The following is a 26,946-nucleotide window of genomic DNA, read 5'->3' as shown; positions in this document are numbered from 1 at the left end:
GATCTCGCCGACTACGACCGCGCGTTCGGGCTCGTCGAGGGGAGCAACTGATGGCCGGCAAGACCGACGTCGCGAAGCAGATCACCTATTTCGCCGGCGCACTCAAGGCACCCCGGATCACGGAGGCCGCAGCCCGGATGGCGGACCAAGCACGCGACGCCGGGTGGTCGTTCGAGGACTACCTCGCCGCCGTCCTCGAACGCGAAGTGAGCGCTCGCAACGCCTCCGGCGCGGAGCTGCGGATCAAAGCCGCTGGCTTCCCGAGCCGGAAGACGCTCGAGGACTTCGACTGGGACGCGCAACCAGCCACCCGGCAGCAGATCGCCGCGCTCGCTTCGGGAGGGTTCCTCCTCGAAGCGCAGAACGTGGTCCTGCTCGGCCCTCCCGGGACCGGGAAGACGCACCTCGCGACCGCGCTCGGGATCGTCGCTGCCCGCCACGGGCACCGGGTGTTGTTCGCGACTGCGACCGATTGGGTCACCCGACTCGCCGACGCCCACCGGCAAGGCAACCTCCCACGAGAGCTCACCCGGCTTCGCCGTTACGGGCTGATCATCGTCGACGAAGTCGGCTACCTCCCGTTCGAACAAGACGCCGCCAACCTCTTCTTCCAGCTGGTCTCGTCACGCTACGAACACGCGTCGCTGATCCTGACCTCGAACCTGCCGTTCTCCGGCTGGGGTGGCGTCTTCGGAGACCAGGCCGTCGCCGCCGCGATGATCGACCGGATCGTTCACCACGCCGACGTCCTCACCCTCAAAGGGGCCAGCTACCGCCTCCGCGGCAGAGGCATCGACAGCCTCCCCAGCATTCGCACCACCACCGACGAGACCCCTGGCTAGACTGCCCGCAACCGTTCACTTTTCGAGCGCCGAAAGTGACCAGGATTCACCCGCCGCCGACACAAGCCACCCAACCCGACCGTCCGGGAAGCCGGGGCACGTCGCATGGCCTGTGCTGCGGGCATGTCGAGTGGGTCGTCCAGGGGCGACGCAGGAGCGCCGACGCGACGTGCTGAGAGGTGGTTCTCAGGCATGGCGATAGGTCAGGAACGGCGTCGCTCCCTGCGCAGGAGGGAGCGCAGAGTCTCGGCGTTCGCGTAGCCGACCCGTAGCGCGATCTCGGCGGAGGTGAGGTCCGTGGTTGCTGAGAGGTGCCGAGCTCGTTCGATGCGAAGCCGTTGGACGAATCCGAGCGGAGTGAGGTTGAGCGCCGCACGGACTCGTCGTTCGAGGGTGCGCCGGCTGATGCCGAGCGACTGCGCGACGAAGGCGACGTTGAACGGTTCGTCCAGGCGGGCGCGCACGAAGCGTTCGAACTCGACGACGATCGGGTCCTCGTGCCGGAGATGTTCGTAGGCGACGAAGGCCGCCTGCGACGGGCGCTCGTCGATGATGAGGAGCTTGGCGACATGTTGGGCCAGGTCGGGACTGATCGATCGCACGAGTGAGAGCGCGAGGTCGATGTGGGCGAAGGCGGCGCCGGCGGTGACGAGGTTCCCGTCGGCCACGACCATGGTGTCGAGATCGAGGGCGACGGTCGGATAGCGCTTCAGGAACTCCGGCCCCAGGAACCAGCTGGTCGTCGCCCGTCGATGATGCATCCGTCCGGTCTCGGCGACGGCGAACACGCCGGTGCACGCCGCGGCGATCCGGGTGGTCGCCTCGTCGAGGCGCCCGAGCGAGGCGATGACCGAACGAGCATCTCGGCTCTGCAGGACGTCGTTGGTAGCGGCGGCCGTAAGGGTTCCAAGCGCAGGGACGACGACCACGTCGAACTCTCCGGACTCCGACAGCGGGTGGTCCACCGACAGGGTCATCGATGCCGTCGTGGTCACTCGCCGTTTCGGTCCGAGGATGGCGAGTTCGATCGGGTCGATCCGCGGGTCGACATCGCCGCGAGCTCCGTCGGCCACCCGCACGATGTCGATGATCGACGCGATAGCCGAACCGAAGCAGCCGTCGATCGCGATCAGTCCGATACGCATGACGTAAACAATAGCAATACTGCCGTATACGCCACTGCCCGCCGGCCCTTGCTCGGCATACGCTGAACTCGTCCCACGAAAAACCCCGACTGCAAGGAGAGCCCCTCATGTCCACACCCGCATCACTTCCGTATGCCTTCGTCGCCAAGATCGTCGCGGCGGATGGACAGCACGACGCGGTCGCCGATCTGCTCGCCGGCGCTGTCGCACTCGCCAACGAAGAAGTAGGAACGGTTGTCTGGTTCGCGGTCAGGACCCACGCCGACACCTTCTGGATCTTCGATGCATTCCCCGACGAGGCCGCTCGCGACGCCCACGCCAACGGCGCCATCGTCGCAGCCCTGATGGCCAACCAGCACCTCCTCGGCGCAGCACCCGAGATCCTGGCGGCCGACGTCCTCGCGTCCAAGCTCCCGTAGTCCGCCAACGCACGAGACGATCGCGCCCCGCCGAGCCGTCGGACCCGACCAGGTCGCGACACAACGCCCCGCCGCGTTGCCGAGCGGTGCGAGGCCTACCGGCACACGGACAGGATGCCGGCCGCGAGCGCTCAGCCGGCGGGGGGTCCGTCGTAGAGGAGAGCGACGCCGGTGTCGGGCAGAGCCGTGAAGCCAGCGCATCGCGCGACCACCAGAACCGAACAGCCCCTGCCCTGCGTTTCCGCAGGTCAGGGGCTGTTCGCTGGAGCCGCCTGTCGGAATCCAACCGACGACCTGATCAGGCTCATCTCAGAGCACTGGTCGAGCTCAACACGCTCGGACGGACCTTGAACAAGCGCGCCGACGACGTTCTGGCTTACTTCGACCGACCCGGCACATCCAACGGTCCGACCGAGGCGATCAATCGCCGCCTCGAGCACCTCCGCGGCTCCGCGCTCGGGTCCGGCGGCCAGCAGGCACGGCTTCAGATCCTGCTGCTGGAACCGTCGGGTGCGACGCTGCTGCTGCTCGAGGAGCCGACCGACAACCTCGACCTCGTGTCGGCCCAGGCGCTGGAGAACGCCTTGACCGCGTTCTCGGGAACCGTGCTCGCGGTCACCCACGACCGCTGGTTCGCACGGTCGTTCGACCGGTTCCTCGTCTTCGGGGCCGACGGCACGGTCTACGAGTCCGACGAGCCCGTGTGGGACGAACCGCGGGTGGCGCGTGCCCGCTGAGCAGGCGGGGCGGGCGTCGGGCCTCGACGGTAGGCTGGGACGGTGACCATGGAAATCGAGCTCGGCCGCGCCAAGCGCGCGCGTCGCGCGTACGCCTTCGACGACATCGCCGTCGTGCCCTCGCGGCGCACGCGCAACCCCGAGGACGTCTCGACCGCCTGGTCGATCGATGCCTACAGCTTCGGCATCCCGGTCCTCGGGGCGCCGATGGACTCGGTGATGAGCCCGCGCACGGCGATCATGCTCGGTCAGCTCGGCGGCCTCGGTGTGCTCGACCTCGAAGGGCTGTGGACCCGGTACGACGACCCGGAGCCGCTGCTCGCCGAGATCGCCGCGCTCCCCGCGGACGGCGCGACCCGTCGGATGCAGGAGCTCTACTCCGCGCCGATCAAGCCCGAGCTGGTCCGCGACCGCCTCGCCGAGATCCGCGCCGCCGGTGTGACGGTGGCCGGCGCGCTCACCCCGCAGCGCACGCAGGATCTGTACGAGACCGTCGTCGCCGCCGGCGTCGACCTGTTCGTCATCCGCGGCACCACGGTCTCGGCCGAGCACGTGTCCAGTGTCGACGAGCCGCTCAACCTCAAGAAGTTCATCTACGACCTCGACGTCCCCGTCATCGTGGGCGGTGCGGCGACCTACACGGCCGCGCTCCACCTCATGCGGACCGGCGCCGCCGGCGTCCTCGTCGGGTTCGGCGGGGGAGCGGCATCCACCACTCGCGCCACCCTCGGCCTGCACGCGCCGATGGCCACCGCGGTCGCCGACGTCGCCGGCGCGCGCCGCGACTACCTCGACGAGTCGGGCGGGCGCTACGTGCACGTGATCGCCGACGGCGGTGTCGGCACGTCGGGAGACATCGTGAAGGCGCTCGCCATGGGCGCCGACGCCGTCATGCTCGGCGTCGCGCTCGCGCGCGCGACCGACGCCCCCGGCCGCGGCTTCCACTGGGGACCCGAGGCGCACCACGCCAAGCTGCCGCGCGGCACCCGCGTCGAGGTCGGTCAGGTCTCGCCGTTGGAAGAGATCCTCTACGGCCCGGCCCCCGTCGCCGACGGCACGGCGAACCTCATCGGTGCGCTGCGGAAGTCGATGGCGACGACCGGCTACTCGGATCTCAAGGAGTTCCAGCGCGTCGAGGTCGTCGTCGCGCCGTACGCGTCTTCCCACTGATGACTGGAACCCCCGCCGTCGACGATCTTCCCGACGTCTTCCCGCCGACGCTGCGGGAGGTCATGACCCGTCCGTTCTGGATCGGGATGCTGGGCCTCGCCCTGCTCGTGGCCGGGATCTTCGCGTGGCTCGGGCAGTGGCAGCTGGGGAACGCCATCGACACCGATCCGCCGCCCGCGGGCATGACCGAGCAGGTGCGTCCGCTGGGTGAGGTCGTGGCTCCCGGCGCTTACCTGCCGGAGCCGCTCGTGGGCCAACGGGTCGAGGTGACGGGTGCCTTCGTGGCCGGCGACTTCCGCGTCGTCACCTCCCGCTACGACGACGGCACGCCCGGATACTGGGTGACGGGACAATTCCGCGTCGACCCGACGACCGCCGGGGTGGACGGTCCGACCTCGCTCGCAGTGGCGGTCGGGTTCACGCCTGACCGGGAGAACGCGGATGCCGCGGCATCCGCTCTGAGCGACGCGCCGCCGCAGGACGTCACGCTGACGGGACGGCTCATCTCCGACGAGGGCGCGAAGGAGCCGCCGCGGGACGCCGACCCTCTCGAGATCACCGCGATGTCTCCGGCCGCGCTGCTCTCGCAGTGGAGCGACATCGAGGGGCTCGACGTCTACCGTCCCTACCTCGTCTCCGCGGAGGCCTTCGGCGCGCTGCAGCAGATCCATGCGCCGGCCCCGACCGAGCTGTCGTCGGTGAACTGGCTCAACATCTTCTACGCCATCGAGTGGGCGGTGTTCGCGGGCTTCGCCTTCTACATGTGGTACCGACTGGCGCGCGACGCGTGGGAGAAGGAAGTCGAAGCGCTCTCCGACGACGGCGAGGGCGCCGAGCAGCCCCTGCCGCGCCCGTAGACTGGAAGCCATGCCCGTCCAGCCCAAACTCGCCACGTTCCCGGCGATCCGCGGCGCCCTGCGGTTCTATCAGATCGCATCGATCGTCACCGGTGTCGGCCTGCTTCTGCTGGTCGCCGAGATGATCCTGAAGTACACGCCGCTCCACGTCGAGCTCTTCGCCGGCGGCTCCGGTGGACTGCTGTGGTTCGCGACGGCGATCCCCGGCCCCGACTGCCAGTGGTACTCACTGTTCGCGCCGATGACGAACACGTGCGACATCGTCTCCACCGGAGACGGCGTCAACATCTCGCTCGCGATCCTCGTCGTGCACGGGTGGTTCTACGTCGTCTATCTCTTCGCGTGCTTCCGGGTGTGGAGCCTCATGCGGTGGCGCTTCCCGCGTTTCATCGTGCTCGCACTCGGCGGCATCGTGCCCCTCCTGTCCTTCTTCATGGAGGCGAAGGTCGCCCGCGAGGTCAGGGAGTACCTGGCCGAGCGGGAGGCCGCCGCATCCGTCCCCCTCGAAACCCCCACGGAGACCCGGTGACAGAGCAGACCGAAACCTCCCAGCGCCCCGTGCTGGTCGTCGACTTCGGCGCCCAGTACGCGCAGCTGATCGCCCGTCGCGTCCGCGAGGCCGGCGTGTACAGCGAGCTGGTGCCGCACACCGCGACCGCTACGGAGATCGCCGAGAAGAACCCTGTCGGGATCATCCTTTCGGGCGGTCCGTCGTCGGTCTACGAGGAGGGTGCGCCGCAGCTGGATGCCGGTGTCTTCGACCTCGGCGTCCCGACGCTCGGCATCTGCTACGGCTTCCAGGTGATGGCCAAGACCCTCGGCGGCGAGGTCGCGAACACCGGTCTCCGCGAGTACGGGGCGACGGATGCGACGATCGTCACCGACAACGTGCTGCTCGACGGACAGCCCGTGGACCAGAACGTGTGGATGAGTCACGGCGACCAGGTCAGCGCCGCTCCCGACGGCTTCGAGGTCCTCGCGCGGACCGCGGCCACCCCCGTCGCCGCCTTCGCGAACGACGCCCGCAAGCTCTACGGCGTGCAGTGGCATCCCGAGGTCAAGCACTCCGACCACGGCCAGCGCGTGCTGGAGAACTTCCTGCACAAGGCGGCGGGACTGCCCGCCGACTGGAACAGCGACAACGTCATCGCCGAGCAGGTCGAGAAGATCCGCGCGCAGGTCGGGACGGGCCGAGTCATCTCGGCGCTGTCGGGAGGCGTCGACTCGGCGGTGTCCACCGCCCTCGTGCACAAAGCTGTCGGCGACCAGCTCACCGCCGTCTTCATCGACCACGGTCTGCTCCGCAAGGGCGAGCGCGAGCAGGTCGAGAACGACTACGTCGCCTCGACTGGGGTGCGCCTGATCACCGTCGACGCGCGGGAGACCTTCCTCGACGCCCTCGCCGGCGTGAGCGATCCCGAACAGAAGCGCAAGATCATCGGCCGGGAGTTCATCCGCGCCTTCGAGAAGGTCCAGTCGGACCTCATCGCCGAGGCCGCCGCGGAGGGCGACCCGATCCGGTTCCTCGTGCAGGGCACCCTGTACCCGGATGTGGTCGAGTCCGGCGGCGGTGCCGGCACGGCCAACATCAAGAGCCACCACAACGTCGGCGGGCTTCCCGAGGACCTGCAGTTCGAGCTCGTCGAGCCGTTGCGCACCCTGTTCAAGGACGAGGTCCGCGCGATCGGTCGCGAGCTGGGTCTGCCGGAGGCCATCGTCGGGCGCCAGCCCTTTCCGGGGCCCGGCCTCGGCATCCGGATCGTGGGTGAGGTCACCGCTGACCGCCTCGAGATCCTGCGTGACGCCGACGCCATCGCCCGTGCGGAGCTGACGAAGGCGGGACTGGACGGCGAGATCTGGCAGTGCCCCGTCGTGCTGCTGGCCGACGTTCGCTCGGTGGGCGTGCAGGGGGACGGGCGGACCTACGGGCATCCGATCGTCCTTCGCCCCGTCTCGAGCGAGGACGCCATGACGGCGGACTGGACCCGGCTGCCGTACGACGTGCTCTCGAAGATCAGCAACCGCATCACGAACGAGGTGCGCGAGGTCAACCGGGTGGTGCTCGACGTCACGTCGAAGCCCCCGGGGACCATCGAATGGGAGTGAGTCGCGGGGGGAGCCCCCGTGACGAGCCGCGCCGCCAGCCCTTGACACGGCGTGTCCGGCCCGGTCAGAGTGAGCGCGGGCTCCTGCCCCGGTCTGCACCGCCGTCTGAGGAGGGGGTGAGGCGTTGATCGAGCGTCCGCGTACACAGCCGTATGCGCAGTTCGTCCTGGCCATCTCGACCCTCATCGTCGTGCTGATCCTCGGGACGATCGACAGCGCCCGCATCACCCCGCTGCTGCTCGCCGGCTTCGGCGTCATCGTCCTGAGTACGGCGGCCATGACCGCCGTCTGGCTCGTCCAGCCGACCAAGCACACGGAGTGGCTGGCGGCCATCCCGCTCGTGCAGATCCTCGCGTGCCTTCCCCTGCGGGACGCCGGTGTGGAGGTCCTGCCCGCGGCGGGCCTGCTGGTGATCTTCCCGCTCGGCTGGCTCGCCTTCGCCTTCCCGCCCGCCACCGTCGTGGCCGGGGTGCTGCTGACCGCTCTCGGACCGCTCATCCAGATCATCCGTACCGGCGGATTCCGCGATGCCGCCGACGTCGTCTCGGTCGTCGCCCTGCCCATTATCGCGGGGCTCATCGCGGGAACCATCGCCCTCATTGCCCGGGACCTCGGGCGGATGCGGGCGCACACCGAGGCCGTGTCGGACGAACTCGATCACGCGCTGCGGCTGTCGGGCCGCGACACCGCCATGCTGCGCGCCACGCTCGACGCGACCGACAACGCCGTCGCCGTCTTCGGACCGGATGGACGCCCGATCCTGCTCAACGCCGTCGCCGCCGAAATCAGCGGCCGATCCGGGATAGATGAGATCGACCGGGACGGATTCCTCTCGGTCATCTGGCGCGCGGACAGCTCGATGCCCGCCGAGGCCACCTCGGCCGACTTCGTCGAGCGCGTGCGCTCGGGGGACTTCGCCGCGCCGCGCACGGTCGAGTTCGGCGGCGACCCGCGGCGCGTGCTGCAGGTCATCGTGCGTCCCGTCGTCGCCGGCGGCGAGGAGGTCGGGATCGTGATCGTCGGTCAGGACGTCACCGAGCTCGTGGGTGCCGTCGAAGTCCGCGATCGGTTCCTCAGCACCGTCGGTCACGAATTCCGCACGCCCCTCACGGTGATCCTCGGTCACACCGACATCGCCCTCATGAACGAGTCGGCCGAGACCGAACGGTGGGAAGCCGTCGAGCGGTCAGCGGAGCGCCTGCTGCGGCTCGTCGAGCGCCTCATCGCGGCCGGACAGTCGACACGCGACGTCGAAGCGCGCTCGGGAGCCTCCCACGTCGGTCCCGTCGTCAAACACGCGATCTCGGAGGTCGCGGCCCGCGCGCGGGACCGCCGCATCCACATCCAGATGGGCGCGATGCCCGACCGGGCCGCCCGCATCGCCGTCCGCGATCTCGCGTCGATCCTGGAGGAGCTCCTCCGCAACGCCGTCGAGTTCACCCCCGCGGGAGGCGGCGACGTCGTGGTCTCGGCCTACGAGGAGGGACGCGAGATCGTCGTCACCATCGCGGACCAGGGTGTCGGGATGACCGAGCAGGAGCGCACGCACGCCTTCGACCGGTTCTACCGGGCTCCGTACGCACACGATGCCGCCATTCCCGGCACCGGCATCGGGCTCTCCAACGCCGCGTCGCTCGCCGAGGCCTACGGGGCAACCGTGGCGCTCGAGTCGCACGCCCCGCGCGGCACGGTCGCCGTCCTGCGGCTCCCTTCCTGAGCACGCGGATCGCCCGCAACGACGAAGGCCGCCCGGTTTCCCGGACGGCCTTCGTCGTGTGAGGCGGGGGTCAGTCGTTGCCCCGCAGGATGGCGATGATGCGGAGGATCTCGACGTAGAGCCAGACGACCGTGACCATGATGCCGAAGGCGCCGATCCAGCCGAACTCGCGGGGAGCGCCGTTGCGGGCACCCTGCTGCACGAGGTCGAAGTCCTGGACGAGCGAGTACGACGCCATGAGGACGACCAGCAGGCCGATGATGAGGCCGAGCGGGATGCCGAAGACCTCCTGGCTGTAGAGGCCGAAGGTGCCCTGGGTGACGCCCGTCCACATGAGGACCAGGTTGACGAGGCCGAACACCAGGTAGCTGACCATCGCGATCATGAAGATCTTGTTGGCCTTCTTGCTGACACGGACCTTGCCGCTCGCGAAGAGGGCGAGGGTCACGCCGACCACCACGAGGGTCGCGATGGTCGCCTGCAGGACGACGCCCGGCCAGATGAACTCGAAGTACGCCGAGATTCCACCGACGAACAGACCCTCAGCCGCCGCGTACGCCCAGACCAGAGCCGGGCGGACCTTCTTGCGGGACGTGAAGCTGATGACGAGCGCGAGGACGAAGCCCACGAGCGCGCCGATGATCCAGGGCATGATCGTCAGGTCGGCCGGCTCCACCTGCGTAGGCATGAGCGACCCGCCGAGGGTCCAGAACCAGCCCACGAGTGCGGTCACGAGCAGGATGCCGAACAGGCCCGCCGTCTTGACGACGGTGTCCTCGACCGTCATCCGGCCGGTGTTGGCGGAGGATGCGGTGGGGGCCGCGTACATGCCCTCGAGCTGAGCGCTCGCGGCGAGGTCGGCGGCCTGGTGCGAGGCGGCCGAGTAGTTCGTCGGGGCGGCAGGGGGAGTCAGGCCGGGACGGCGCTGATCCTCCTGGAACACCGGATTGTTGAAGGCGAAATTGCCGGACGCTGCCATTGTGTGTCTCACTCCAAAAGTCGACTCACAGCGCTGTGCTGTCGATCCAGCGTATCGGACCGTGTTTCCGCGGGTGCGGGCCCCCGCTGTGAGAGGACTATGAGGCCCCTCTGGCCGCGCTCCTGCGGCGGGTCGCGTCACCCGAGCTGGGTAACCTGACCGCATGTCCGTGAACCGCCCGCTCGTCATCGGTCACCGCGGCGCGCCGGGGTACCTGCCCGAGCATTCGCGCACCTCCTATGACCTCGCTCTCGCCTCCGGGGTGGACGCCGTCGAACCGGACGTCGTCTTCACCGCGGACCGCATCGCCGTGGTCCGGCACGAGAACGAGATCGGGTCGACGACCGACGTGGCCGACCATCCCGAGTTCGCGTCCCGCCGGACGACGAAGGTCGTCGACGGCGCAGACCTGACCGGATGGTTCACCGAGGACTTCACGTGGGACGAGCTGGCCACGCTGCGGTGCCGGGAACGGCTGCCGCACCTTCGGCCGGGGAGCGCGGCGAGCGACCGCGGTCAGCCGATCCTGCGGCTGCGCGAGCTCCTCGACCTCGTGGCTGCCGCCCCGGCGGGAGCCGGCGTCGTGCTGGAGGTGAAGCACGCGACGTACTTCGGATCGATCGGGTACGACGTCGCGGGGCTGCTCGCCGACGAACTGCGCAGCGCCGGATGGGATGTCGGGGCGCGGCCGCTGGTGATCGAATCGTTCGAGCAGCGGATCCTGCAGGAGCTGCGGGGTCGCGGCATCCGTGCCCGCTACGTCTACCTGCTCGAGGCGGAGGGGTCCGCGTGGGACCTCCGGGCGGCGGACGGCGACGACGCGGTCACCTACGCCGACCAGCTCACCCCGGAGGGACTCGACCGGCTCGCAGGGGAGGTGGATGGGATCAGTCTCGACAAGCGGATCGTGCTCGAGCATCCGTCCGTCGTGGCGGACGCGCACGGTCGCGGGCTCGAGGTCTACGTGTGGACGTGCCGACCGGAGAACGCGTTCCTCGACCCGCTCTTCCGCGGACCCGGCGACGACGCGACGTTCGGCGACTGGGAGGGGGAGTGGCGCCGGATCGCGGAGACGGGCGTCGACGGCGTCTTCGTCGACCACCCCGACCTCGGCGTCGCCTTCTTCGCCCGCCCGGGACGCTCAGGTGACGCGCGGTAGAATGGATGCCGGTGCGCCGGCACCCCGTGTAACTACCTGATCCGTGGAGAGTCAAGGCGGCACGACGCCTCAGCTGCACGGAGGTCATGACACATGCCCCTCACCGACTCGACACCGGTGCGCGCCCCCGAACGCGACAGCCCCCTCCGGACGCTCGCTGCGTCCGTGGGTATCGGATACTTCGCCATCGCACTGATCGCGCGACTGCCGTACGCGATGATCGTCGTCGGCGTCCTCACGATGGTGGTCGACGCCCGGGGATCGCTCGCCGTCGGCGGGCTCACCTCGGCGATGGTCGGCCTCGGCACCATCGCGACCGGCCCCCTCATCGGTGCGGCCGCCGACCGCTGGGGTCAGCGACCGGTGCTGCTGCTCGCGACGCTCGTCCAGAGCGCCGTCCTGGTGACCCTCGTCGCCGTCGCCTACGGCGACACCCCGGACGGTGTGCTCCTGGCCGTCTCGGTGCTCGCCGGGGCGACCGCCCCGCAGGTCTCGCCGATGTCCCGCGCCCGACTGGTCGGTTCCATCGGCCGGATGCGGCTCGACCGCGTCGCCCGCGGCCGACTCCAGGAGTCGACGATGGGGTACGAGTCGGCCGTCGATGAGATCGTCTTCGTCTTCGGGCCGGTCCTCGTCGGCGTCGTCGCGATCGCGGCGAGCCCCGCCGCCCCGGTTCTCGCCGCCGCCGCCCTCACCGTCGTCTTCGTCACCGCGTTCGCGCTGCACCCGACCGCTCGCACCGCGGGCCACGCGGAGCAGGGTGCGGCGCGTGAGCCGGCGCGGGCCGTGCTGCGCCCCGGCATCCTCGTCGCCGCCGCCGGCACCTTCGCGACCGGACTGTTCTTCGGAGCGATGCTGACTTCGCTCACCGCCTTCGCGGACGAGGGCGGGTTCCCCGAGCAGACCGGCATCCTCTACGGGATCATGGGCATCGGCTCGGCGATCCTCGCGCTCGGGGTGGGCCTGTTGCCGCGACGCTTCGCGTTGCCGTGGCGCTGGATCGGCTTCACCGCCGTCCTGCTGATCGGTGCGGTTCTCGCCGCCGGGGCAACGGGGGCGATCTCGATGGGGTGGGCTCTCGCGCTCGCCGGCTGCGGCATCGGCCCGACGCTCGCGACGATCTACGCGCTCGCCGCCGCTCGTTCGCCGCGCGGACGCGAGGCGACGGTCATGGCCGTGCTCGGTTCGGCGGTCGTCGTCGGACAGGCCTTCGCGAGCATGGTGGTCGGCGCGCTGGCCGAGTCCGCCGGGGCCGCGGTGGCCCTGTGGGCACCCGTCGTCGCGGTCGCGCTGCTGCTGACCTTCGGCCTGCTCAATCTGCGTGTGCGTCCGCGCGTTCCCCAGGAGGACACCTCCGCCCCCTAGGGTGAGCGGTATGACTGATGCCGGCATCGTCGCCCAGGGGGTGCGACGATCCTTCGGGAACGTCCACGCCGTCCGCGACGTCACCTTCCAGGCGCCCGAGGGCGCGGTCACGGGCCTCGTGGGCCCGAACGGCGCGGGCAAGACGACGCTGCTGCTGATGCTCGCTTCGCTCCTGGCCCCCGACGCCGGCACCATCCGGATCGCCGGGATCGATCCCGTAACCGACCCCGCGGCGGCGCGCGCGAAGCTCGGGTGGATGCCGGACAGCCTGGGCGCGTGGCCCTCGCTCTCGGCCCGCGAGACGATCGCCGTCACCGGCCGGCTCTCCGGCCTCGACCGGACGGCCGCCGCGGCACGCGCCGCGGAACTCCTCACCACCGTCGGCCTCGAGTCTCTCGGGGATGCTCCGGCCCGGGTGCTCTCCCGCGGCCAGAAGCAGCGCCTCGGCCTCGCGCGCGCCCTCGTCCACGACCCGCGGGTGCTCCTGCTCGACGAGCCCGCCTCGGGTCTCGACCCGCAGGCGCGCATCGACCTGCGCCTGCTGCTGCGCTCGCTCGCGGCGGAGGGACGCACGGTGCTGGTCTCCAGCCACATCCTCTCCGAGCTCGAGGAGGTCGTCGACGACGCCGTCTTCATGACGCAGGGCGAGACCGTGAGCTCCGAGCGCGTCGCCGAGGCGGCCGGACGTGCACGGACGTGGCGGATCCGCCTCGCGGATCGGGATGCCGCGACCGCCGCCTTGCCGGTGGCCCAGGCCCTCGGGCTCGACGTCGCGACCCTCCCCGTCGACCGACGCGACCTGCTCGTGAGCTTCGCCGGCGACGTGGCCGCGGCGCAGGGACTCGCCGCGCTCGTCGCGGCCGGCCTGCCGGTCGCGGAGTTCTCCGCGGCCAGCGGCATGCTGGAACACACCTTCCTCGACCTCGAAGGAGGTGCGCGATGAACCTCTCGCGACTGTGGACCATCGCCCGCCTCGACCTGACCCAGCGCATCCGCACGGTGTCCTGGTACGTGCTGCTCGGTGTCTTCGCGCTCGTCCTCGTCGGGACGACCGCGCTCGCCTTCCTCTCCTTCTCGGGCCAGGAGGACTCCGGACCCGGCGTCTACTCGGTCGTCGTCTTCGTCACGCTGCTGCTGGTCGTGCTCGTCTCGCCGACCCTCAGCGGCAACTCCATCAACGGCGACCGGGATGCCGCGACCCTCGCCCCGTTGCAGGTCACCCAGGCGACGACCCGCGAGATCGTGCTCGGCAAGTTCCTCGCCGCGTGGCTGACGGGGCTCGCGTTCGCCGTGGTCGCCGTGCCGTTCCTCGTCATCGCCACCTTCGGCGGGGGCATCAACCCGCTCGCCGTCGTGGTCTCGGCCGTCGTGCTGGTCGTCGAAGCGGGTGTCGTCGCGGCGCTCGGGACGGCGTTCAGCGGCATCCTCGCCCGTCCGCTGTTCTCCGTCGCGACAACCTACCTCGTCGTGGCGGCCCTCACCGTCGGGACGGTCATCGCGTTCGGCTTGCTCGGGTCGAGCGTCCGCACCGAGCGCGTGGACCGGTACCAGTCGGCGCAGTACGACGAGACCGGCGCGCCCGTGTGCGCGGACGGCTCGTCGAACTGCCCGAACGATCCGGAGCAGTGGGTCTGCGGCGACTGGGAGAGCACCACCTCCGAGGTGCCGCGGTTCGACTACTTCTGGTGGATCCTGGCGGCGAACCCCTTCGTGATCCTCGCCGACGCGACACCGTCGAGCTTCAACGAGTACGGGAACCCCGACGACCTGTTCGGATGGACGAAGTACTCCGTCCGGCAGTCGCAGATCGCCCCCGAGCCGGTCAGCTCGTACAGCGACTGCGTCGTGCAGGACAGCGGCCCGACACCGGAGGAGATCATCGCGTCGACGGTGCCGAGTTGGTTCGTCGGCCTCGGCGTGCAGGTGATCGCGGCGGGCCTCCTGCTGTGGTGGGCGGGTGTGCGCACTCGCACGCCGGCGCGTCGTCTTCCGCCGGGGACCCGCATCGCGTGACGCCCGCCGGGTGAGGATCCTCTCATCTGCGCATCTTCCTCTTGGGGAACGGTCAGGGGATGCATAGCCTCCTATCAGCCTCGGCCGCGGCATCCGATCGGATCCCGCCCAAGCCAGCCGAGCGCTCTTCCCAGAAGGAAAGGCGGTCCCCCCCTTGCACCGACGCATCCTGGCGGTTGCGGGCGTCCTCGCGCTCTCACTGCCCACCACCGCGGCCCTCGCCGCGACACCGGACGACGACCCCACCGCGCGGTTCGACCGCAGCACGTCGACCGGCGCCCTCGACAGCGACATCTTGGCGGCCGCGATCGACCCCGATCGGCAGGTGTCGGTCGTCATCGAGATGGAGGGCGAGCCCGTCGCCGTCGTCGAGGCCGAGGAAGGCCGCTCGCTGAGCAAGACCGAGCGGACCGACGTGAAGAAGGACCTGAAGGCCGCGCAGGACGCCATCCGCGGCGACATCACCCAGCGCGGCGGCAAGATCCGCGCGCAGATGCAGTCCGCCTACAACGGCATCCAGGCCACCGTGCCCGCCGCCGAGCTCGACGACGTCGCCGCGCTCCCCGGTGTCGTCGCGGTCCACCCCGTGGTGACGCACGAACTCGACAACGCCGTCTCCGTGCCGTTCCTCGGTGTCCCCTCGGTCTGGCAGAGCACCGGGTACACCGGTGAGGACGTCAAGGTCGCGATCATCGACACCGGCATCGACTACACCCACGCCGGCTTCGGCGGCCCGGGCACGGTCGAGGCCTACGAGAAGGCGGCGGCCGCCTCGGATGCGCCCGCCGACCCGAAGCTCTTCGGGCCGAGCGCCCCGCGCGTCAAGGGCGGCATCGACCTCGTCGGTGACGACTACGACGCCGGCGGCACCGGCGACGCCCTGATCCCGAGGCCCGACAACAACCCCCTCGACTGCGAGGGCCACGGCTCCCACGTCGCCGGCACGACCGGCGGATCGGGCGTCACCACCGACGGCAAGACCTACACCGGTCCGTACGACGAGACGACGCCGTCCGTCGACTTCCGGGTCGGACCGGGTGTCGCGCCCGAGGTCGACCTGTACGCCGTCCGTGTGTTCGGCTGCGACGGCTCGACCGACGTCACCATCCAGGCCATCGACTGGGCCGTCGACAACGGCATGGACGTCATCAACATGTCGCTCGGCTCGTCCTTCGGCCGCGGCGACGACCCGAGCGCCGTCGCCGCCGCGAACGCGGCCGGCGCGGGCGTGGTCGTCGTGGCGTCGGCCGGCAACTCCGGACCGAGCCCGTACCTCACCGGTTCGCCGGGCAGCGGTGACGGCGTCATCGCGGTGTCGGCCGTCGACAGCACGGCATCCTTCCCCGGCGCCACCCTCACGGTCGGCGGCAAGAAGGTCCAGGCGATCAACGCGAACGGTGCCGCGCTCGACGACGTCGGGCAGCTGACGGTCGTGCGACTGACCGACGACCCCGCGACCGCCGCCAACGAGGCGCTCGGGTGCGCGGCATCCGACTACACCCGTGCCGGGATCACACAGGGCGGCGGCCAGATCGCCGTCGTCGAACGCGGCACGTGCGCCCGCGCGGCCAAGCCGATCTTCGGGCAGCAGGCCGGAGCCGAGGCGGTCGTCATGGTGAACTCCACGAACGACCTGCCCCCGTACGAGGGCGTCATCACGGAGAACCCCGACGACGGCACACCGTACGAGGTCACGATCCCGTTCTTCGGCGTCCGCTCGTCCGACGGTGCGGCCTTCACCTCGGGGGCGGTCGTGACCGTCCAGGCAGCGCAGATCGCGAACCCCGTGTTCCGCGATTACGCCTCGTTCAGCTCGTCCGGTCCGCGCAGCGGCGACAGCTCGATCAGCCCCGACGTCGCGGCGCCGGGCGTCTCGATCTCGTCGGTCGCCGTCGGCACGGGCGGCGACGCGTCGGTGCTCTCGGGCACCTCGATGGCCGCCCCGCACGTCGCCGGCGTCGCCGCGCTGACGGTGCAGGCGCACCCGACGTGGGACACCGAGCGGATCTCGGCGGCGATCGTCTCGACCGCCGACCCGGACGGCGTCGCGCGGATCAACCCGACCCGCGGCGGCGTCGGCCTCGTCGACACCGCGCAGGCGGTGCGGACGACGGTGACCGCCACGGGCGACAGCTTCCGCACGGACAGCGGTCGTGTGCGCGAGGCGGCGTTGAGCTTCGGCTTCGACGAGTCGAGTTCGACGCTCGGTGGGACGAAGAAGGTCACCGTCCGCAACGACGGCAAGAAGAGCGTGACCTTCACGGTCTCGACGCAGGCCTCGCCCCAGTCGGTGAAGGCCAAGGTCACGACGAGCACCAAGAAGGTGACGGTGAAGCCGGGTCGCACGGAGAGCGTCCGGGTGACGGTGTCCGCTCCGGCGTCCTCGGTGCCGGGCTCGCTGAGCGCGGACGACCAGTTCTCGTTCGCCGAGATCTCGGGTGATGTCGTGTTCACCGCGCCGGGGTCGACCCTGCGCGTGCCCTACCTGCTCGTCCCGCGGTCGAACAGCGACGTGACGGTGAAGGGCTCGCTCAGCTCGCGCGGCCGGGTGGCCGACGCCGACCACGTCCTCGACCTGCGCAACCGCAAGGGTGCGCTGGATGCGGCAGCGGACGTCTACACCTGGGGTCTGACGGACAAGAAGGATGCCCCGAAGGCGATCTCCGACACGGGTTATGACCTGCGCGCCGCGGGTGTGCAGTCGTTCGCGACCGCGAGCGGTGACCAGCTGGCCGTCTTCGCCGTGAACACGTACTCGCGGTGGTCGAACGCCGCGAGCAACGAGTTCGACGTCGTCATCGACACGAACCGTGACGGCACGCCCGACTGGGTCGTGTTCTCGTACGACTCCGGGGCCGTGCGCAGCGGTTCGGTCGACGGTGTCGCCGAGGTGTTCGTGCAGAACGTGAAGACGGGTGCGCTCACCCCGAGCGGATTCCTCGCGCAGGCGCCGACCGACAGCAGCACGATCCTGCTGCCGGTGAACCTCACCGACCTGAAGATCACCGGGCCGTTCGACTACACCGTGCAGTCGTTCAGCCTCACGACCGATGGCAGCGACGCGTTCGCGGCGACGGCGACGTACCACCCGGGCGATCCCGCGATCACCAACGGGCAGTACGAGGTCGTGCCGAAGGGCGGCCGGGCCTCGGTGACCGTCCGCACGGACGCCTCCGCCTACGCGGCGCAGAAGCCGCTCGGCGCGATGGTGGTCGTCGTCGACAACGAGTCGGGCGCGGACGAGGCGCTGCTCGTCCCGGTGAAGTAAGGCCGGATTCACGAGAGGGGCGGTGCGTCAGCGGACGCGCCGCCCCTTTCGGCATCCGTCGTCAGCGCTCGCAGAGGCGGGGCTCGTCACCCGACCCGAAGCGGTAGTCGAACGTGCGGCCGTCCGCCCGCACGACGACGCGATATCCGTCGACGATCGCCTGCGTGTAGGACATGCCGGGGGAGGGGCACCCGAGCGAGCCGTCCGAGAACTCGACCCGCTCCGCCGACACGAGGACGGGCTCGCCGCCCACTCCGCGCGCGGCGAGATCGGCGACGATCGCCTCCCACTTCGCCGGCGGGAGGTCGGCCGGCGACCCGGTCGGGCCGAGCGGGGCGGGGCTCGCCGTCCGGAACGGCGGTCGTGCGGAGGGGCTGGTGTCGCTCGTGTCGCCGGGGGAGGGCATCGAGGTTCCTTCCGTCGCGCAGGCGGCCAGGGTGAGCGCCGACAGCAGGATCGCTGCGGCGAGGGCGGCGCGTGGTGCGGGCATGATTCTCCTCCCGGCGAGGTTACGCCGGGATCCGGCCCGGAGACAGTGCCGGCCGCATAGCCTGAAGCCATGATCAGCGCTCCGGCACGTACCGCCCTCGAGGTCGCCGACTGGCGTCGTCGCGTCTTCGCCCTGTACGCGGAGGTGCGGGCGGCCGGCGATCCGCGACGTGCGCACGACCGGTGGCGGGCGGAGCGCGACGACCTGTTCGCGCGGCATCCCGCCAGCCCCCTCCTCCCCGAGGACCGCGACGGCTTCGCGGGGCTGCCCGTCGCGCCGTACGACCCGGCCTGGCGGTTCGAGGTCCCGCTGCGCGAGGCGGAACCCGGCGGATTCGAGTTCCCGACCGGCACCGACGGCGTCGTCCCGTTCGAACGCATCGCAGTCGTCGACCTGCCGGAGGTCGGCAGTCTCGACGTCTGGCGGTTGACGACCTACGGCGGCGGGGTCTTCATCCCGCTTCGTGACGGCCTCGCCAGCGTCGCCGGGGGGACGTACGGCGGCGGACGCTATCTGATCGACACGATCAAGGGTGCGGACCTCGGGACGGATGCCGCGGTCGGCACGATCGTGCTCGACCTGAACTTCGCCTACAACCCGTCGTGCGCGTACGACCCGGCCTGGGCGTGCCCGCTCGCGCAGCCGGGCAATGTGCTCGCCCGGGAGGTCCCGGTCGGCGAGCGGTACGCCGCGTCCTGAGCATCTCCGGGCGCCGGCTGTCTCGTGACGCTCGATCCGGGGCAACGTGCCCGTCACCGAGGTCGGATTCGGGGCCGCGCAGCTGGGGAACCTCCATCGCGCGACGACGGACGACGAATCGACCTCTGCGGTCCACGCCGCGCGTGCCGCCGGCATCACCTACTTCGACACGGCCCCGCATTACGGCCTGGGTCTGTCCGAACGTCGCTTGGGGCGGGCGCTGGCGGGGACCCCGCGCGAGGAGATCATCATCTCCACCAAGGTCGGTCGCCTGCTCGTCGACAGTCCCGACACCGCCGACCTTCAGGACGGCGAGGGATTCGTCGTTCCGGCATCCGTCCGCCGGGAGTGGGATTTCTCGGCGGACGGCGTGAAGCGGTCCATCGAGGACAGCCTGACCCGTCTGGGCACGGACCGGATCGACATCGTCTACCTCCACGATCCCGACGACCACGAGGAGCAGGCGACACGCGAGGCGCTGCCTGCCCTCCTCGATCTGCGCGCACAGGGTGTGATCCGTGCCGTCGGCGCCGGGATGAATCAGTCGGCGATGCCGGCTCGGTTCATCGAGGCGCACGACCTCGACGTCGTGATGCTCGCGGGTCGGCTGACGCTCCTGGACCAGACGGGATCGACGGATCTGATGCCGCTTGCGGCCCGACGAGGGGTGGCCGTCGTGGCCGCCGGGGTCTACAACTCGGGGCTGCTCAGCTCGACGGAGATCAGCCCCGACGCCCACTTCGACTACGCGCCGGCGTCGAGCGAAATGCTCGCCCGCGCTCGCCGGCTCGCCGCGATCTGCCGCTCGCACGGCGTCGACCTCCCGTCTGCCGCCGTGCAGTATTCCCTTCGGCATCCGGCGGTCGTCTCCGCGGTGATCGGGATGCGTACTGCGGCGCACGTCGAGAGCAGCATCGACCGGCGCACGACGGACATTCCCGATGAATTGTGGGTCGAACTCGACGCCGAAGGACTCGCTCCGGATCTGACGAAGGGGAACTGACAGAGGCTGTCCGGTCGAGGCCCAGGTCGGTCGACCTCGCGCTTCGATCGATCAGACCTCCGACGCGACGGCGGGAGTCGAACCCGCTGCACATCCGGTATGACCCGGTGCCCGGGACCACCCGGACCGTCGCGATGACCTCACGCTAACCCGAGGCTCCGACCTCGGGCCGGGTCATGACCCGGGATGACGTCCGGTGTCTCCGTGTGACGCGGTTCATCCTTTCGCGCCCTTGCCTTTGGCGTCGTCGTTCTTGCCGTTCTTGTCCTTGACCTTCGCGTTCTCCTGACCCTTGCCGACCTTCGGGTTCTTCCCGTGGACGGCGGCCTTGTCCGCGGCGCGTTCCTTCGCCTTCTCGTTCGCCCTGTCCTGCGCCCGCTGGCTCGGTTCGTCACCGGCGTCTTGAGTGTTCGCGGGAGCAACTCCCGATGCGGGCTGTGCGGGCGCGACCGGCCCGGTCGGGGTATCCGTCGTCGACGCCTGGTCGTCGGGCTGATCGACCGTGACGACGGCGGAGTCGCTGTCGTCGTCCGCGACGAGCTCGGCGGGGGCCGGTGTCGTCGGCTCGGTCAGCGTCTGCTCGGGCGCGGGCGCCTCACCCGGCGCGCCGCCGGCCCAGAGAGCGCCGACGAGGATGTGGACGGCGACGAAGGCGGTCGCCGCCCCGGTGAGGAGCCAGACGCGCATCCGCCGCGTGCGACGTGCCGGTCGCGAGGCGCGGCGGGTGCGGGGGACGTGATCCTGCAGGGCGGTCGGCGCGGACGCCGCGCCGACGACCGCGGGTGCCGCAGCCATCGCGTCGAACGCCTGCGTGTCCTCGTCGAGGGTGACGGTGGCGGGCCGCGCCGGGCGGACGACGTCGCGCGGGAGTGAGCGGGCGCGGCAGGCCACCTGCGCCGCGGTCGGCCTGTCGGCGGGCTCGCGCGCGATCATCGACGCGATCAGCTCCGACCATTCGGGGCCGAGCCACACCGGGATCTCGGGGGTCTCGACGAGGCGAGCCATGACACGACCGATCCCGGATGCCTCGGGGAAGGCCCGGTCGCCCGTGATCGTCTCGAGCAGCAGCAGACCGAGAGCGTAGACGTCGGCGGGGGGACCGGCGGGTTCGCCGCGGACCTGCTCGGGGGCGAGGTAGGCGGCCGTTCCGATGACCGTGCCGGGGCTCGTGTGTCGTGTGCTGTCGGCGAGGTAGGCGACACCGAAGTCGGCGAGCTTCGGCCAGAATCTGCGCCCCGGCGCCGTCGAGGCGGCGAGCAGCACGTTCGACGGCTTGACGTCGCGGTGGACGATGCCCGCACGGTGGACCGTGTCGAGACCCGACGCGAGTTCCGCGGCGATGCCGGCGGTCTCGGAGGCATCCAGGGGGCCGTCCTGCAGCGCGACGGCAAGCGACGTGCCCTCGACGAACTCCATCACGAGGTACTCGGGCTGACCCGGGACGACCTTCGCGTCGAAGAGCGTGACGAGTGACGGGTGGTTCAGGGACGCGAGCAGGGACATCTCGGTGCGCGCACGCGGCGGGATCGCGGGATGCTCCGCCTCGGTGCGCATGATCTTGATCGCAACGGTGCGACCCAGGACCACGTCTTCAGCGCGGTACACCCGCGCCATGCCGCCCTGACCGACGCAGCGCCCGAGGACGTAGCGCCCATCGAGCATCCCCGAGGTGATCGGTTCGGCGGGCAGTTCGGTCACGGCCACTCCTGCGGGTGTTCCGGGCTGCGGCGGGCCCGTCGGTACGTCGCCTGCGGCGCGACATCCCGACGGTATGACCTCTACGGATTCAGGTCTGGCGGCTTGACTCCGGGCTCGATCAGTGCATGCACCGCACGCCGACGGCTACGACGCCGCCGCCGTGGACGCAAGGGGGCCGCGGGGGTGGCGTGTGCGCGGCTACGGTTCCAGCATGGCCCCTTCGCTTCCTCGACGCACCGCGGCGCAGGTCGCGCTCGGCGTGCGTCGGGCCGGAGGCGACGTGTTCACGCCGCGACGACTGATCCTCGCGCTGAAGACCGCCGTCGCTGCTGCGGTGGCGTGGTTCTTCGCGCCCCTCGTCCCGTTCGCCGACGCGGACTACTCCTACTACGCGCCCCTCGGTGTGCTCGTCAGCATGTACCCGACCGTGGCGGACTCCGCCCGCGCGGGCGTCCAGTCGCTCGTCGGCCTGGCCTGCGGCATCGCGGTCGGGTTCGGAGGCCTCGCGATCGTCGCCTCGGGCGCTCCGGGGATCGTCGCCGTCGGTGCGGTGGTGCTGGTCGGCGTGGCGGTTGGCGGCATCCGTGCCCTCGGTGTCGGCCGGGACTGGGTGGCGCTGGCCGGGCTCTTCGTCCTCCTGCTCAGCAAGAACGATCCCGACGGCTTCTCGTCCTCGTACCTCGCCACGATGGCCTTCGGGGTGCTCGTGGGGGTCGTCGCGAACTACGTGCTCGTGCCGCCGCTGTACCTGCAGTCGGCGCGCGACCGGTTGTCCGAGCTGCGCGCCGCCGTCGCCACCGCGCTCGACCGTGCGGCGGACTCCGTGGCCCAGGGGCGGCCCGACGCCGGGGTGCTGCGCGAGGACGGCGAGGCGCTCGCCGAACTGTCGATCGCGGTGTCCGCCGACGTCGACGAGGCGTCCCGGTCCGAGCGCGCCAACATCCGCGCCCGCGGTGTCGGCGGTGTGCACGACGAGAACGCGCAGCGGTGGTGGGGTCTCGAGCGCGCGACGTATCTCGCCCGCGACCTGCTCGACGTCCTGGCGCAGCACGAACGGCTCGACGAGCGGCACGGTGATCCGCAGGCGCTCGCCACGGCGATGAGGTCCGTCGCGGACCTGCTCGCGACGCCGCCGGGGGACGCCGAGACGGGGGCGCGGACGGATGCCGCGTGGCGCGACATCGACACCTACGGCGCGTCGCTGCCCGCCCCCGACGAGGCCACCGACACGCACGACCAACCGGGGCTCTGGCTGGCGGCGACGCTGGGACGGATGACCGACATCTCGAGACGGGTCTCGGACGCCCTGCCCTGACCCAGGTTGCGACGCACGGGAGACTCATATGAGAGTGGGGGGATGACGACGGTGGACGTGGATGCGGCGGCGCGCGAAGCGGCGAGGCAGCGCGCGCTCGAGCAGCTCGACATCCTCGATCACCCGACGGACGAGCGTGTCGACCGCGTCACACGGCTCGCCCGCGAGATCTTCGGTGTGCCGATGGTGAGCGTCACGCTGCTGGACGACGACCGGCAGTGGCGACTCTCCGAGCAGGGGTTCGATGGGGAACGCGAGGCCCCGCGCGAGGGCTCCTTCTGCGGCGCGACGGTCGAGCGGGGATCGATGCTCGTCGTCGAGGACGCGGCATCCGACGGGCAGTTCCGAAGCAATCCCTTCGTCGTCGGCGATCCGCACCTGCGCTTCTACGCGGGCCAGCCCCTCGAGGCGCCGGGCGGCGAACACATCGGCACCCTCTGCATCCTGGACACGAAACCCCGGACGCTCACGGAACCCCAGCGCGAGCTCCTGCGCGAGATGGCGCTCTGGGTGCAGTCGGAGATCGCGCGGGAGCACGAGTTCGACCGTGCCGGCGAAGTGCAGCGCGCGCTCCTGCCGAAGCGTGCGCCCGAGGTGGCCGGCTTCACTCTCGCCGCCGACGCGATCGCCTCCGGCTCCGTCATGGGCGATCTCTACGACTGGTACCTGCACGAGGGACGGCTGCGGCTGACCCTCGCCGACGTGATGGGCAAGGGGATCGGCGCCGGACTCATCGCCGCAGGTGTGCGCGCCTCGCTGCGCACCGCCCGTGATCGTCCGTTGATCGCCGCCGTCGAAGACCTCGATCGCCAGGTCTCGGACGACCTCGCCGATCTGCACATGTTCGTCACCGCCGTCGTCGCCGACGTCGATGGCGCGACGGGCGACGTCGAGCTCGTCGACGCCGGGCACTCCCTCTCGTTCGTGGTCCGGGCCGATGACACGTGGCATCCCGTGCGTTCGACCGGTCTGCCGCTCGGGATGGGGATCGAGGATGCCCGCACGTCCGCGCGCCTGCGGTTGGAGCCGGGCGACGCCCTGCTGTGCTGCAGCGACGGCGTCCTCGACATCCTCGACGTCGACGACCCCTTCGGTCAGGTGCTGCGCGCACTCCGCCAGTGGGGTCCGGCGGGTGCGGTCGCCGAGGGTATCGCGCTCGCACGCGAGCGGAAGGCCCCCGACGACGTCACCCTCATGGTCGTCCGGCGGGACGCATGAGCGGGCGTTTCCTCGCCATCCGCGTGCTGGCACTGCTGTCGGTGCTCCTGGGGCTCAACTACGTGCTCTGGCGATGGCTCGCGTCGGTCAACTGGGACGCCTGGTGGATCGCCGTGCCGCTGGTGGTCGCGGAGACGTACAGCCTCGTCGACACGATCCTGTTCGCGGCGACGATGTGGCGGGCGAAGGAGCGTCCCCGTCCCACGTCGCCACCGCAGGGGACGGTCGACGTCTTCATCACGACCTATAACGAGCCGATCGAGATGGTGATGGCGACAGCCCTCGCAGCGAAGCGCATCACCTACCCGCACCACACCTGGATCCTCGACGACGGCGCGCGAGACGATCTGGCGCAGGCAGCCCGCGAGGCCGGCATCGGCTATCTCACCCGGTCGGCCGACTGGGCGGACAAACCGCGCCACGCCAAAGCCGGCAATCTGAACAACGCCCTCCTGCAGACCGACGGCGAGTTCCTGTTGATCCTGGATGCCGACCAGGTGCCCGACCCGCTCATCCTCGAGAACACGCTCGGCTACTTCGCCGACGACCCGCAGGTCGCGCTCGTGCAGACGCCGCAGTGGTTCGTCAACGTCGCCGAGGCGGACCCCCTCGGGAGTCAGGCGCCGCTGTTCTACGGTCCGATCCAGCAGGGCAAGGACGGCTGGAACGCAGCCTTCTTCTGCGGGTCCAACGCGATCCTCCGTCGCGACGCGCTCATGCAGCTCGGCATCGTCGGGTACGTGCGCGACCTCGAGGACTCGGTCGTCACTGCGCTGAAGGCGTCCCAGCGGATGCTGCGACGCGCGGCATCCGATCGCTCCCTGACGCCGGAGATCACCGCTGAGGTCCGGCGGCTCGGCGAGGCGGTGCAGCGGGCCCGGGCGGAGCTGGCCCTCGGCGGTCCGATCGCGGAGGTGACCGCAGCCGTCCACGCGGAGGTGCAGGCAGCATCGCGGCGCCTCGTCGACGCCGACATGGCGGCCATCCGCGCGGACGTCGCCGAACTCGCGGCGCTCGCGGTTCAGCGCGATGCCGAGCTCGACGCGTTCGTCGTGGACGAGAGCGCCCTCGAGTCGCTGTCGGTGCGGGAGATGTCGCCCCTTGCCACGATCGCCGCCGTCGACGCCCTCGTCGAAGCCGTGCGCGTCGATCGCCCCGGCGAGGCGCAGCCCATCCAACCCCTCGCGACCATCTCGGTGACCGAGGACATGGCCACGGCGATGCAGCTGCACGCGCTCGGCTGGAAGAGCGTCTACCACCACGAGATCCTCGCCCACGGTCTCGCCCCTGAAGACCTGCGCACGATGCTGAAGCAGCGGCTGCGGTGGGCGCAGGGCACCATGCAGGTCCTGCTGCGCGACAACCCACTGCGCAAGAAGGGTCTCTCGGTCGGGCAGCGGCTCATGTATTTCGGCACGATGTGGAGCTACCTCAGCGGGTTCGCCGCGGTCATCTACCTCGCCGCCCCGATCATCTACCTGCTCCTCGGCGTCCTGCCGGTGACCGCGTGGTCCGTCGACTTCTTCGCCCGGTTCCTGCCGTACTTCATCGTCAACCAGATCCTCTTCGTGGTCGTCGCCAAGGGGATCAAGACGTGGCGCGGTCAGCAGTACTCGCTCGCGTTGTTCCCCGTGTGGATCGCCGCGTGCGTCACGGCGTTCGCGAATGTGGTGCTCGGGAAGTCCCTCGATTTCGTCGTGACGCGCAAGGACGGTCGCGCGGCCGGCGGACCGCCCTGGCGCGAGATCTGGCCGCAACTGACGGCGATGGTCCTGCTCGCCATCGCGACCATCGTGGGGATCGGCCGCGTCATCGCGGGCACCGCCGACGGTACCGGCACCCTCGTCAACACCGTCTGGGTCGGATACGACCTCGTCGTCCTCAGCGTGCTCATCCAAGCCGCTCGGTATCAGGGGTTCCAGCCGCCCGTCGCTGCGGCGGAACCCACCGCATCCATCGAACAGAAGGAGCCTCCGTGGACATCACCGTGACACCCGCCGACGGGTACGCCGTCGTCGCGGTCGAGGGACGACTCACCGCGCCCGGTGTGGCCCGCTTCCGGGCCGCCGTCGACGACGCGATCGCGGCCCGCTCGGCGCGGGTCGTCGTCGACCTCTCCCGCACGGAGTTCATCGACTCCTCCGGCATCGGGGCCCTGATCGGTGGCCTGAAGGCGGCTCGGCTCGCCGACGGCGACCTCCGGATCGCGGACGTCCCCGAAGCCGTGGCCCGCGTCCTGACACTGACGAACCTCGACCGGGTCCTTCGGGCATACCCGAAGGCGGAAGCCGCGTTCGATGGGCAGTGATCCGGTCGTCCGAGAGGTCACCGGCCCGGCCGAGCTGGCGCTGGTCGATGCGGTCCACGACGCCCTGGACCAGATCTGGCGGGACGCCCCCGGTGTCACGGACGAGGACCGGATGCTGTTCGCCCTCGCCGTGAGCGAGGTCGCGACGAACGTCGTCGAACATGCCGCGGGTGACGAGCGTCCGACCGTGTCGATCCGGCTGTCGGCCGACGACACCGAGCTGGTCGCCGTCATGTCCGACGACGCCGATCCCGCCCTGATCCGGCTCGATCAGGTGACCATGCCCGGCGCGGATGCCGAATCGGGACGGGGCCTGGCGCTCGCGCTCGCCGCCCTCGACGAACTGCGTCACGAGACCGACGACGGCAACGTCTGGATCCTGCGCAGGGAGCGACGCCCGTCGGCGTGAGCCGCGGCTCGATGTCGGTGGGCGAACGT

At 70.6% G+C, this 26,946-nt stretch carries 23 protein-coding genes and 1 pseudogene; 20 read left to right on the top strand and 4 right to left on the bottom strand.

Annotated features, from left to right (window positions below; genetic code table 11):
* The first annotated feature begins 50 nt into the window (after positions 1-50).
* Positions 51-842 (top strand): IS21-like element helper ATPase IstB, encoded by a 792-nt coding sequence (istB, locus tag ACPEH0_RS10455; RefSeq protein WP_125133150.1) that lies wholly within the window; start codon positions 51-53, stop codon positions 840-842.
* Positions 843-1,045: 203 nt separating this feature from the next.
* On the opposite strand, the gene ACPEH0_RS10450 is transcribed toward istB, so the two are convergent.
* Entirely contained in the window at positions 1,046-1,987 is a 942-nt protein-coding gene (locus ACPEH0_RS10450) for a GlxA family transcriptional regulator (protein WP_366213969.1), read from the bottom strand.
* 107 nt (positions 1,988-2,094) lie between these two features.
* Here ACPEH0_RS10450 and ACPEH0_RS10445 point away from each other — a divergent pair, with 107 nt between their 5' ends.
* The 7 genes and pseudogenes from ACPEH0_RS10445 (at position 2,095) to ACPEH0_RS10415 (ending at position 8,993) form a co-directional block, all read left to right on the top strand.
* A complete protein-coding gene (locus ACPEH0_RS10445) occupies positions 2,095-2,406 on the top strand; it encodes a putative quinol monooxygenase (RefSeq protein WP_311284431.1) in 312 nt (103 codons plus the stop codon).
* Positions 2,407-2,720: 314 nt separating this feature from the next.
* Positions 2,721-3,143 (top strand): annotated as a pseudogene (locus tag ACPEH0_RS10440) (transposase); the annotation flags it as partial.
* Positions 3,144-3,191: 48 nt separating this feature from the next.
* Positions 3,192-4,313 carry a GuaB3 family IMP dehydrogenase-related protein gene (locus tag ACPEH0_RS10435; protein WP_366214199.1) on the top strand — a complete coding sequence of 374 codons (1,122 nt, stop codon included), beginning with the start codon at positions 3,192-3,194 and terminating at the stop codon, positions 4,311-4,313.
* Positions 4,313-5,170 (top strand): SURF1 family protein, encoded by an 858-nt coding sequence (locus ACPEH0_RS10430; RefSeq protein WP_366213970.1) that lies wholly within the window; start codon positions 4,313-4,315, stop codon positions 5,168-5,170. Before ACPEH0_RS10435 ends, ACPEH0_RS10430 begins: the two co-directional genes overlap by 1 nt.
* Positions 5,171-5,180: 10 nt before the next feature.
* Positions 5,181-5,699, top strand: a complete 519-nt coding sequence (locus ACPEH0_RS10425) for a DUF3817 domain-containing protein (protein WP_359918287.1) — start codon at positions 5,181-5,183, stop codon at positions 5,697-5,699.
* Positions 5,696-7,276, top strand: coding sequence for a glutamine-hydrolyzing GMP synthase (gene guaA / locus ACPEH0_RS10420; protein ID WP_366213971.1), 1,581 nt, complete (start codon positions 5,696-5,698; stop codon positions 7,274-7,276). Before ACPEH0_RS10425 ends, guaA begins: the two co-directional genes overlap by 4 nt.
* Before the next feature lie 124 nt (positions 7,277-7,400).
* Positions 7,401-8,993, top strand: coding sequence for a sensor histidine kinase (locus ACPEH0_RS10415; RefSeq protein WP_366213972.1), 1,593 nt, complete (start codon positions 7,401-7,403; stop codon positions 8,991-8,993).
* 70 nt (positions 8,994-9,063) lie between these two features.
* Here ACPEH0_RS10415 and ACPEH0_RS10410 read toward each other — a convergent pair whose 3' ends face one another.
* The gene (locus ACPEH0_RS10410; protein WP_064001235.1) at positions 9,064-9,972 is read right to left on the bottom strand and encodes a Bax inhibitor-1/YccA family protein; all 909 of its coding nucleotides are present in this window, start codon (positions 9,970-9,972) and stop codon (positions 9,064-9,066) included.
* A gap of 163 nt (positions 9,973-10,135) precedes the next feature.
* On the opposite strand from ACPEH0_RS10410, the gene ACPEH0_RS10405 reads away from it, so the two are divergent.
* From ACPEH0_RS10405 to ACPEH0_RS10385, 5 genes are all read left to right on the top strand, one after another.
* Positions 10,136-11,131, top strand: coding sequence for a glycerophosphodiester phosphodiesterase family protein (locus ACPEH0_RS10405; RefSeq protein WP_366213973.1), 996 nt, complete (start codon positions 10,136-10,138; stop codon positions 11,129-11,131).
* Positions 11,132-11,224: 93 nt separating this feature from the next.
* On the top strand, positions 11,225-12,496 hold the full coding sequence (locus ACPEH0_RS10400) for an MFS transporter (RefSeq protein WP_217531553.1): 1,272 nt from the start codon (positions 11,225-11,227) through the stop codon (positions 12,494-12,496).
* Positions 12,497-12,506: 10 nt separating this feature from the next.
* A complete protein-coding gene (locus tag ACPEH0_RS10395) occupies positions 12,507-13,439 on the top strand; it encodes an ABC transporter ATP-binding protein (RefSeq protein ID WP_366213974.1) in 933 nt (310 codons plus the stop codon).
* On the top strand, positions 13,436-14,509 hold the full coding sequence (locus tag ACPEH0_RS10390; RefSeq protein ID WP_311284424.1) for an ABC transporter permease: 1,074 nt from the start codon (positions 13,436-13,438) through the stop codon (positions 14,507-14,509). The genes ACPEH0_RS10395 and ACPEH0_RS10390 overlap by 4 nt, the downstream gene beginning before the upstream one ends.
* Positions 14,510-14,663: 154 nt before the next feature.
* On the top strand, positions 14,664-17,777 hold the full coding sequence (locus tag ACPEH0_RS10385) for a S8 family peptidase (protein WP_366213975.1): 3,114 nt from the start codon (positions 14,664-14,666) through the stop codon (positions 17,775-17,777).
* Positions 17,778-17,838: 61 nt separating this feature from the next.
* Here the strand turns inward: ACPEH0_RS10385 and ACPEH0_RS10380 are convergent, their stop codons facing one another.
* Entirely contained in the window at positions 17,839-18,267 is a 429-nt protein-coding gene (locus ACPEH0_RS10380) for a hypothetical protein (RefSeq protein WP_366213976.1), read from the bottom strand.
* A 69-nt stretch (positions 18,268-18,336) separates the two neighbouring features.
* Between ACPEH0_RS10380 and ACPEH0_RS10375 the strand changes: the two genes are divergently transcribed.
* Entirely contained in the window at positions 18,337-18,966 is a 630-nt protein-coding gene (locus ACPEH0_RS10375) for a DUF1684 domain-containing protein (RefSeq protein WP_366213977.1), read from the top strand.
* Positions 18,967-19,012: 46 nt separating this feature from the next.
* A complete protein-coding gene (locus ACPEH0_RS10370) occupies positions 19,013-19,969 on the top strand; it encodes an aldo/keto reductase (RefSeq protein ID WP_311284420.1) in 957 nt (318 codons plus the stop codon).
* 216 nt (positions 19,970-20,185) lie between these two features.
* Here the strand turns inward: ACPEH0_RS10370 and ACPEH0_RS10365 are convergent, their stop codons facing one another.
* Positions 20,186-21,667 carry a serine/threonine-protein kinase gene (locus ACPEH0_RS10365; protein WP_366213978.1) on the bottom strand — a complete coding sequence of 494 codons (1,482 nt, stop codon included), beginning with the start codon at positions 21,665-21,667 and terminating at the stop codon, positions 20,186-20,188.
* A 211-nt stretch (positions 21,668-21,878) separates the two neighbouring features.
* Between ACPEH0_RS10365 and ACPEH0_RS10360 the strand changes: the two genes are divergently transcribed.
* From ACPEH0_RS10360 to ACPEH0_RS10340, 5 genes are read left to right on the top strand one after another with little or no spacing between them, the layout of a single operon-like run.
* The gene (locus ACPEH0_RS10360; RefSeq protein WP_311284413.1) at positions 21,879-22,982 is read left to right on the top strand and encodes an FUSC family protein; all 1,104 of its coding nucleotides are present in this window, start codon (positions 21,879-21,881) and stop codon (positions 22,980-22,982) included.
* Between the two features lie 42 nt (positions 22,983-23,024).
* Positions 23,025-24,200, top strand: a complete 1,176-nt coding sequence (locus tag ACPEH0_RS10355; RefSeq protein WP_366213979.1) for a PP2C family protein-serine/threonine phosphatase — start codon at positions 23,025-23,027, stop codon at positions 24,198-24,200.
* The gene (locus tag ACPEH0_RS10350; RefSeq protein WP_366213980.1) at positions 24,197-26,191 is read left to right on the top strand and encodes a glycosyltransferase family 2 protein; all 1,995 of its coding nucleotides are present in this window, start codon (positions 24,197-24,199) and stop codon (positions 26,189-26,191) included. The genes ACPEH0_RS10355 and ACPEH0_RS10350 overlap by 4 nt, the downstream gene beginning before the upstream one ends.
* Positions 26,176-26,508, top strand: coding sequence for an STAS domain-containing protein (locus ACPEH0_RS10345; protein ID WP_217531566.1), 333 nt, complete (start codon positions 26,176-26,178; stop codon positions 26,506-26,508). Before ACPEH0_RS10350 ends, ACPEH0_RS10345 begins: the two co-directional genes overlap by 16 nt.
* On the top strand, positions 26,498-26,917 hold the full coding sequence (locus ACPEH0_RS10340) for an ATP-binding protein (RefSeq protein WP_253034967.1): 420 nt from the start codon (positions 26,498-26,500) through the stop codon (positions 26,915-26,917). Before ACPEH0_RS10345 ends, ACPEH0_RS10340 begins: the two co-directional genes overlap by 11 nt.
* Positions 26,918-26,946 lie beyond the last annotated feature (29 nt).

This window comes from Microbacterium sp. NPDC079356 (genome assembly GCF_049545465.1).
GTDB classification, from domain to species: domain Bacteria; phylum Actinomycetota; class Actinomycetes; order Actinomycetales; family Microbacteriaceae; genus Microbacterium; species Microbacterium gawkjiense.
The sequence above is the reverse complement of the archived record's forward strand: the minus strand, read 5'-3'. Positions and strand labels throughout refer to the sequence as shown.

Excerpts from the sequence above, each read along its gene's own strand:
- ACPEH0_RS10355 (WP_366213979.1), top strand. The coding sequence starts at position 23,025 with ATGACGACGGTGGACGTGGATGCGGCGGCGCGCGAAGCGGCGAGGCAG.
- ACPEH0_RS10405 (WP_366213973.1), top strand. The coding sequence starts at position 10,136 with ATGTCCGTGAACCGCCCGCTCGTCATCGGTCACCGCGGCGCGCCGGGG.
- ACPEH0_RS10395 (WP_366213974.1), top strand. The coding sequence starts at position 12,507 with ATGACTGATGCCGGCATCGTCGCCCAGGGGGTGCGACGATCCTTCGGG.
- ACPEH0_RS10430 (WP_366213970.1), top strand. The coding sequence starts at position 4,313 with ATGACTGGAACCCCCGCCGTCGACGATCTTCCCGACGTCTTCCCGCCG.
- ACPEH0_RS10445 (WP_311284431.1), top strand. The coding sequence starts at position 2,095 with ATGTCCACACCCGCATCACTTCCGTATGCCTTCGTCGCCAAGATCGTC.
- ACPEH0_RS10400 (WP_217531553.1), top strand. The coding sequence starts at position 11,225 with ATGCCCCTCACCGACTCGACACCGGTGCGCGCCCCCGAACGCGACAGC.
- ACPEH0_RS10425 (WP_359918287.1), top strand. The coding sequence starts at position 5,181 with ATGCCCGTCCAGCCCAAACTCGCCACGTTCCCGGCGATCCGCGGCGCC.
- ACPEH0_RS10410 (WP_064001235.1), bottom strand. The coding sequence starts at position 9,972 with ATGGCAGCGTCCGGCAATTTCGCCTTCAACAATCCGGTGTTCCAGGAG.
- ACPEH0_RS10435 (WP_366214199.1), top strand. The coding sequence starts at position 3,192 with ATGGAAATCGAGCTCGGCCGCGCCAAGCGCGCGCGTCGCGCGTACGCC.
- ACPEH0_RS10360 (WP_311284413.1), top strand. The coding sequence starts at position 21,879 with ATGGCCCCTTCGCTTCCTCGACGCACCGCGGCGCAGGTCGCGCTCGGC.
- ACPEH0_RS10375 (WP_366213977.1), top strand. The coding sequence starts at position 18,337 with ATGATCAGCGCTCCGGCACGTACCGCCCTCGAGGTCGCCGACTGGCGT.
- ACPEH0_RS10390 (WP_311284424.1), top strand. The coding sequence starts at position 13,436 with ATGAACCTCTCGCGACTGTGGACCATCGCCCGCCTCGACCTGACCCAG.
- ACPEH0_RS10340 (WP_253034967.1), top strand. The coding sequence starts at position 26,498 with ATGGGCAGTGATCCGGTCGTCCGAGAGGTCACCGGCCCGGCCGAGCTG.
- istB (WP_125133150.1), top strand. The coding sequence starts at position 51 with ATGGCCGGCAAGACCGACGTCGCGAAGCAGATCACCTATTTCGCCGGC.
- ACPEH0_RS10380 (WP_366213976.1), bottom strand. The coding sequence starts at position 18,267 with ATGCCCGCACCACGCGCCGCCCTCGCCGCAGCGATCCTGCTGTCGGCG.
- ACPEH0_RS10450 (WP_366213969.1), bottom strand. The coding sequence starts at position 1,987 with ATGCGTATCGGACTGATCGCGATCGACGGCTGCTTCGGTTCGGCTATC.
- ACPEH0_RS10350 (WP_366213980.1), top strand. The coding sequence starts at position 24,197 with ATGAGCGGGCGTTTCCTCGCCATCCGCGTGCTGGCACTGCTGTCGGTG.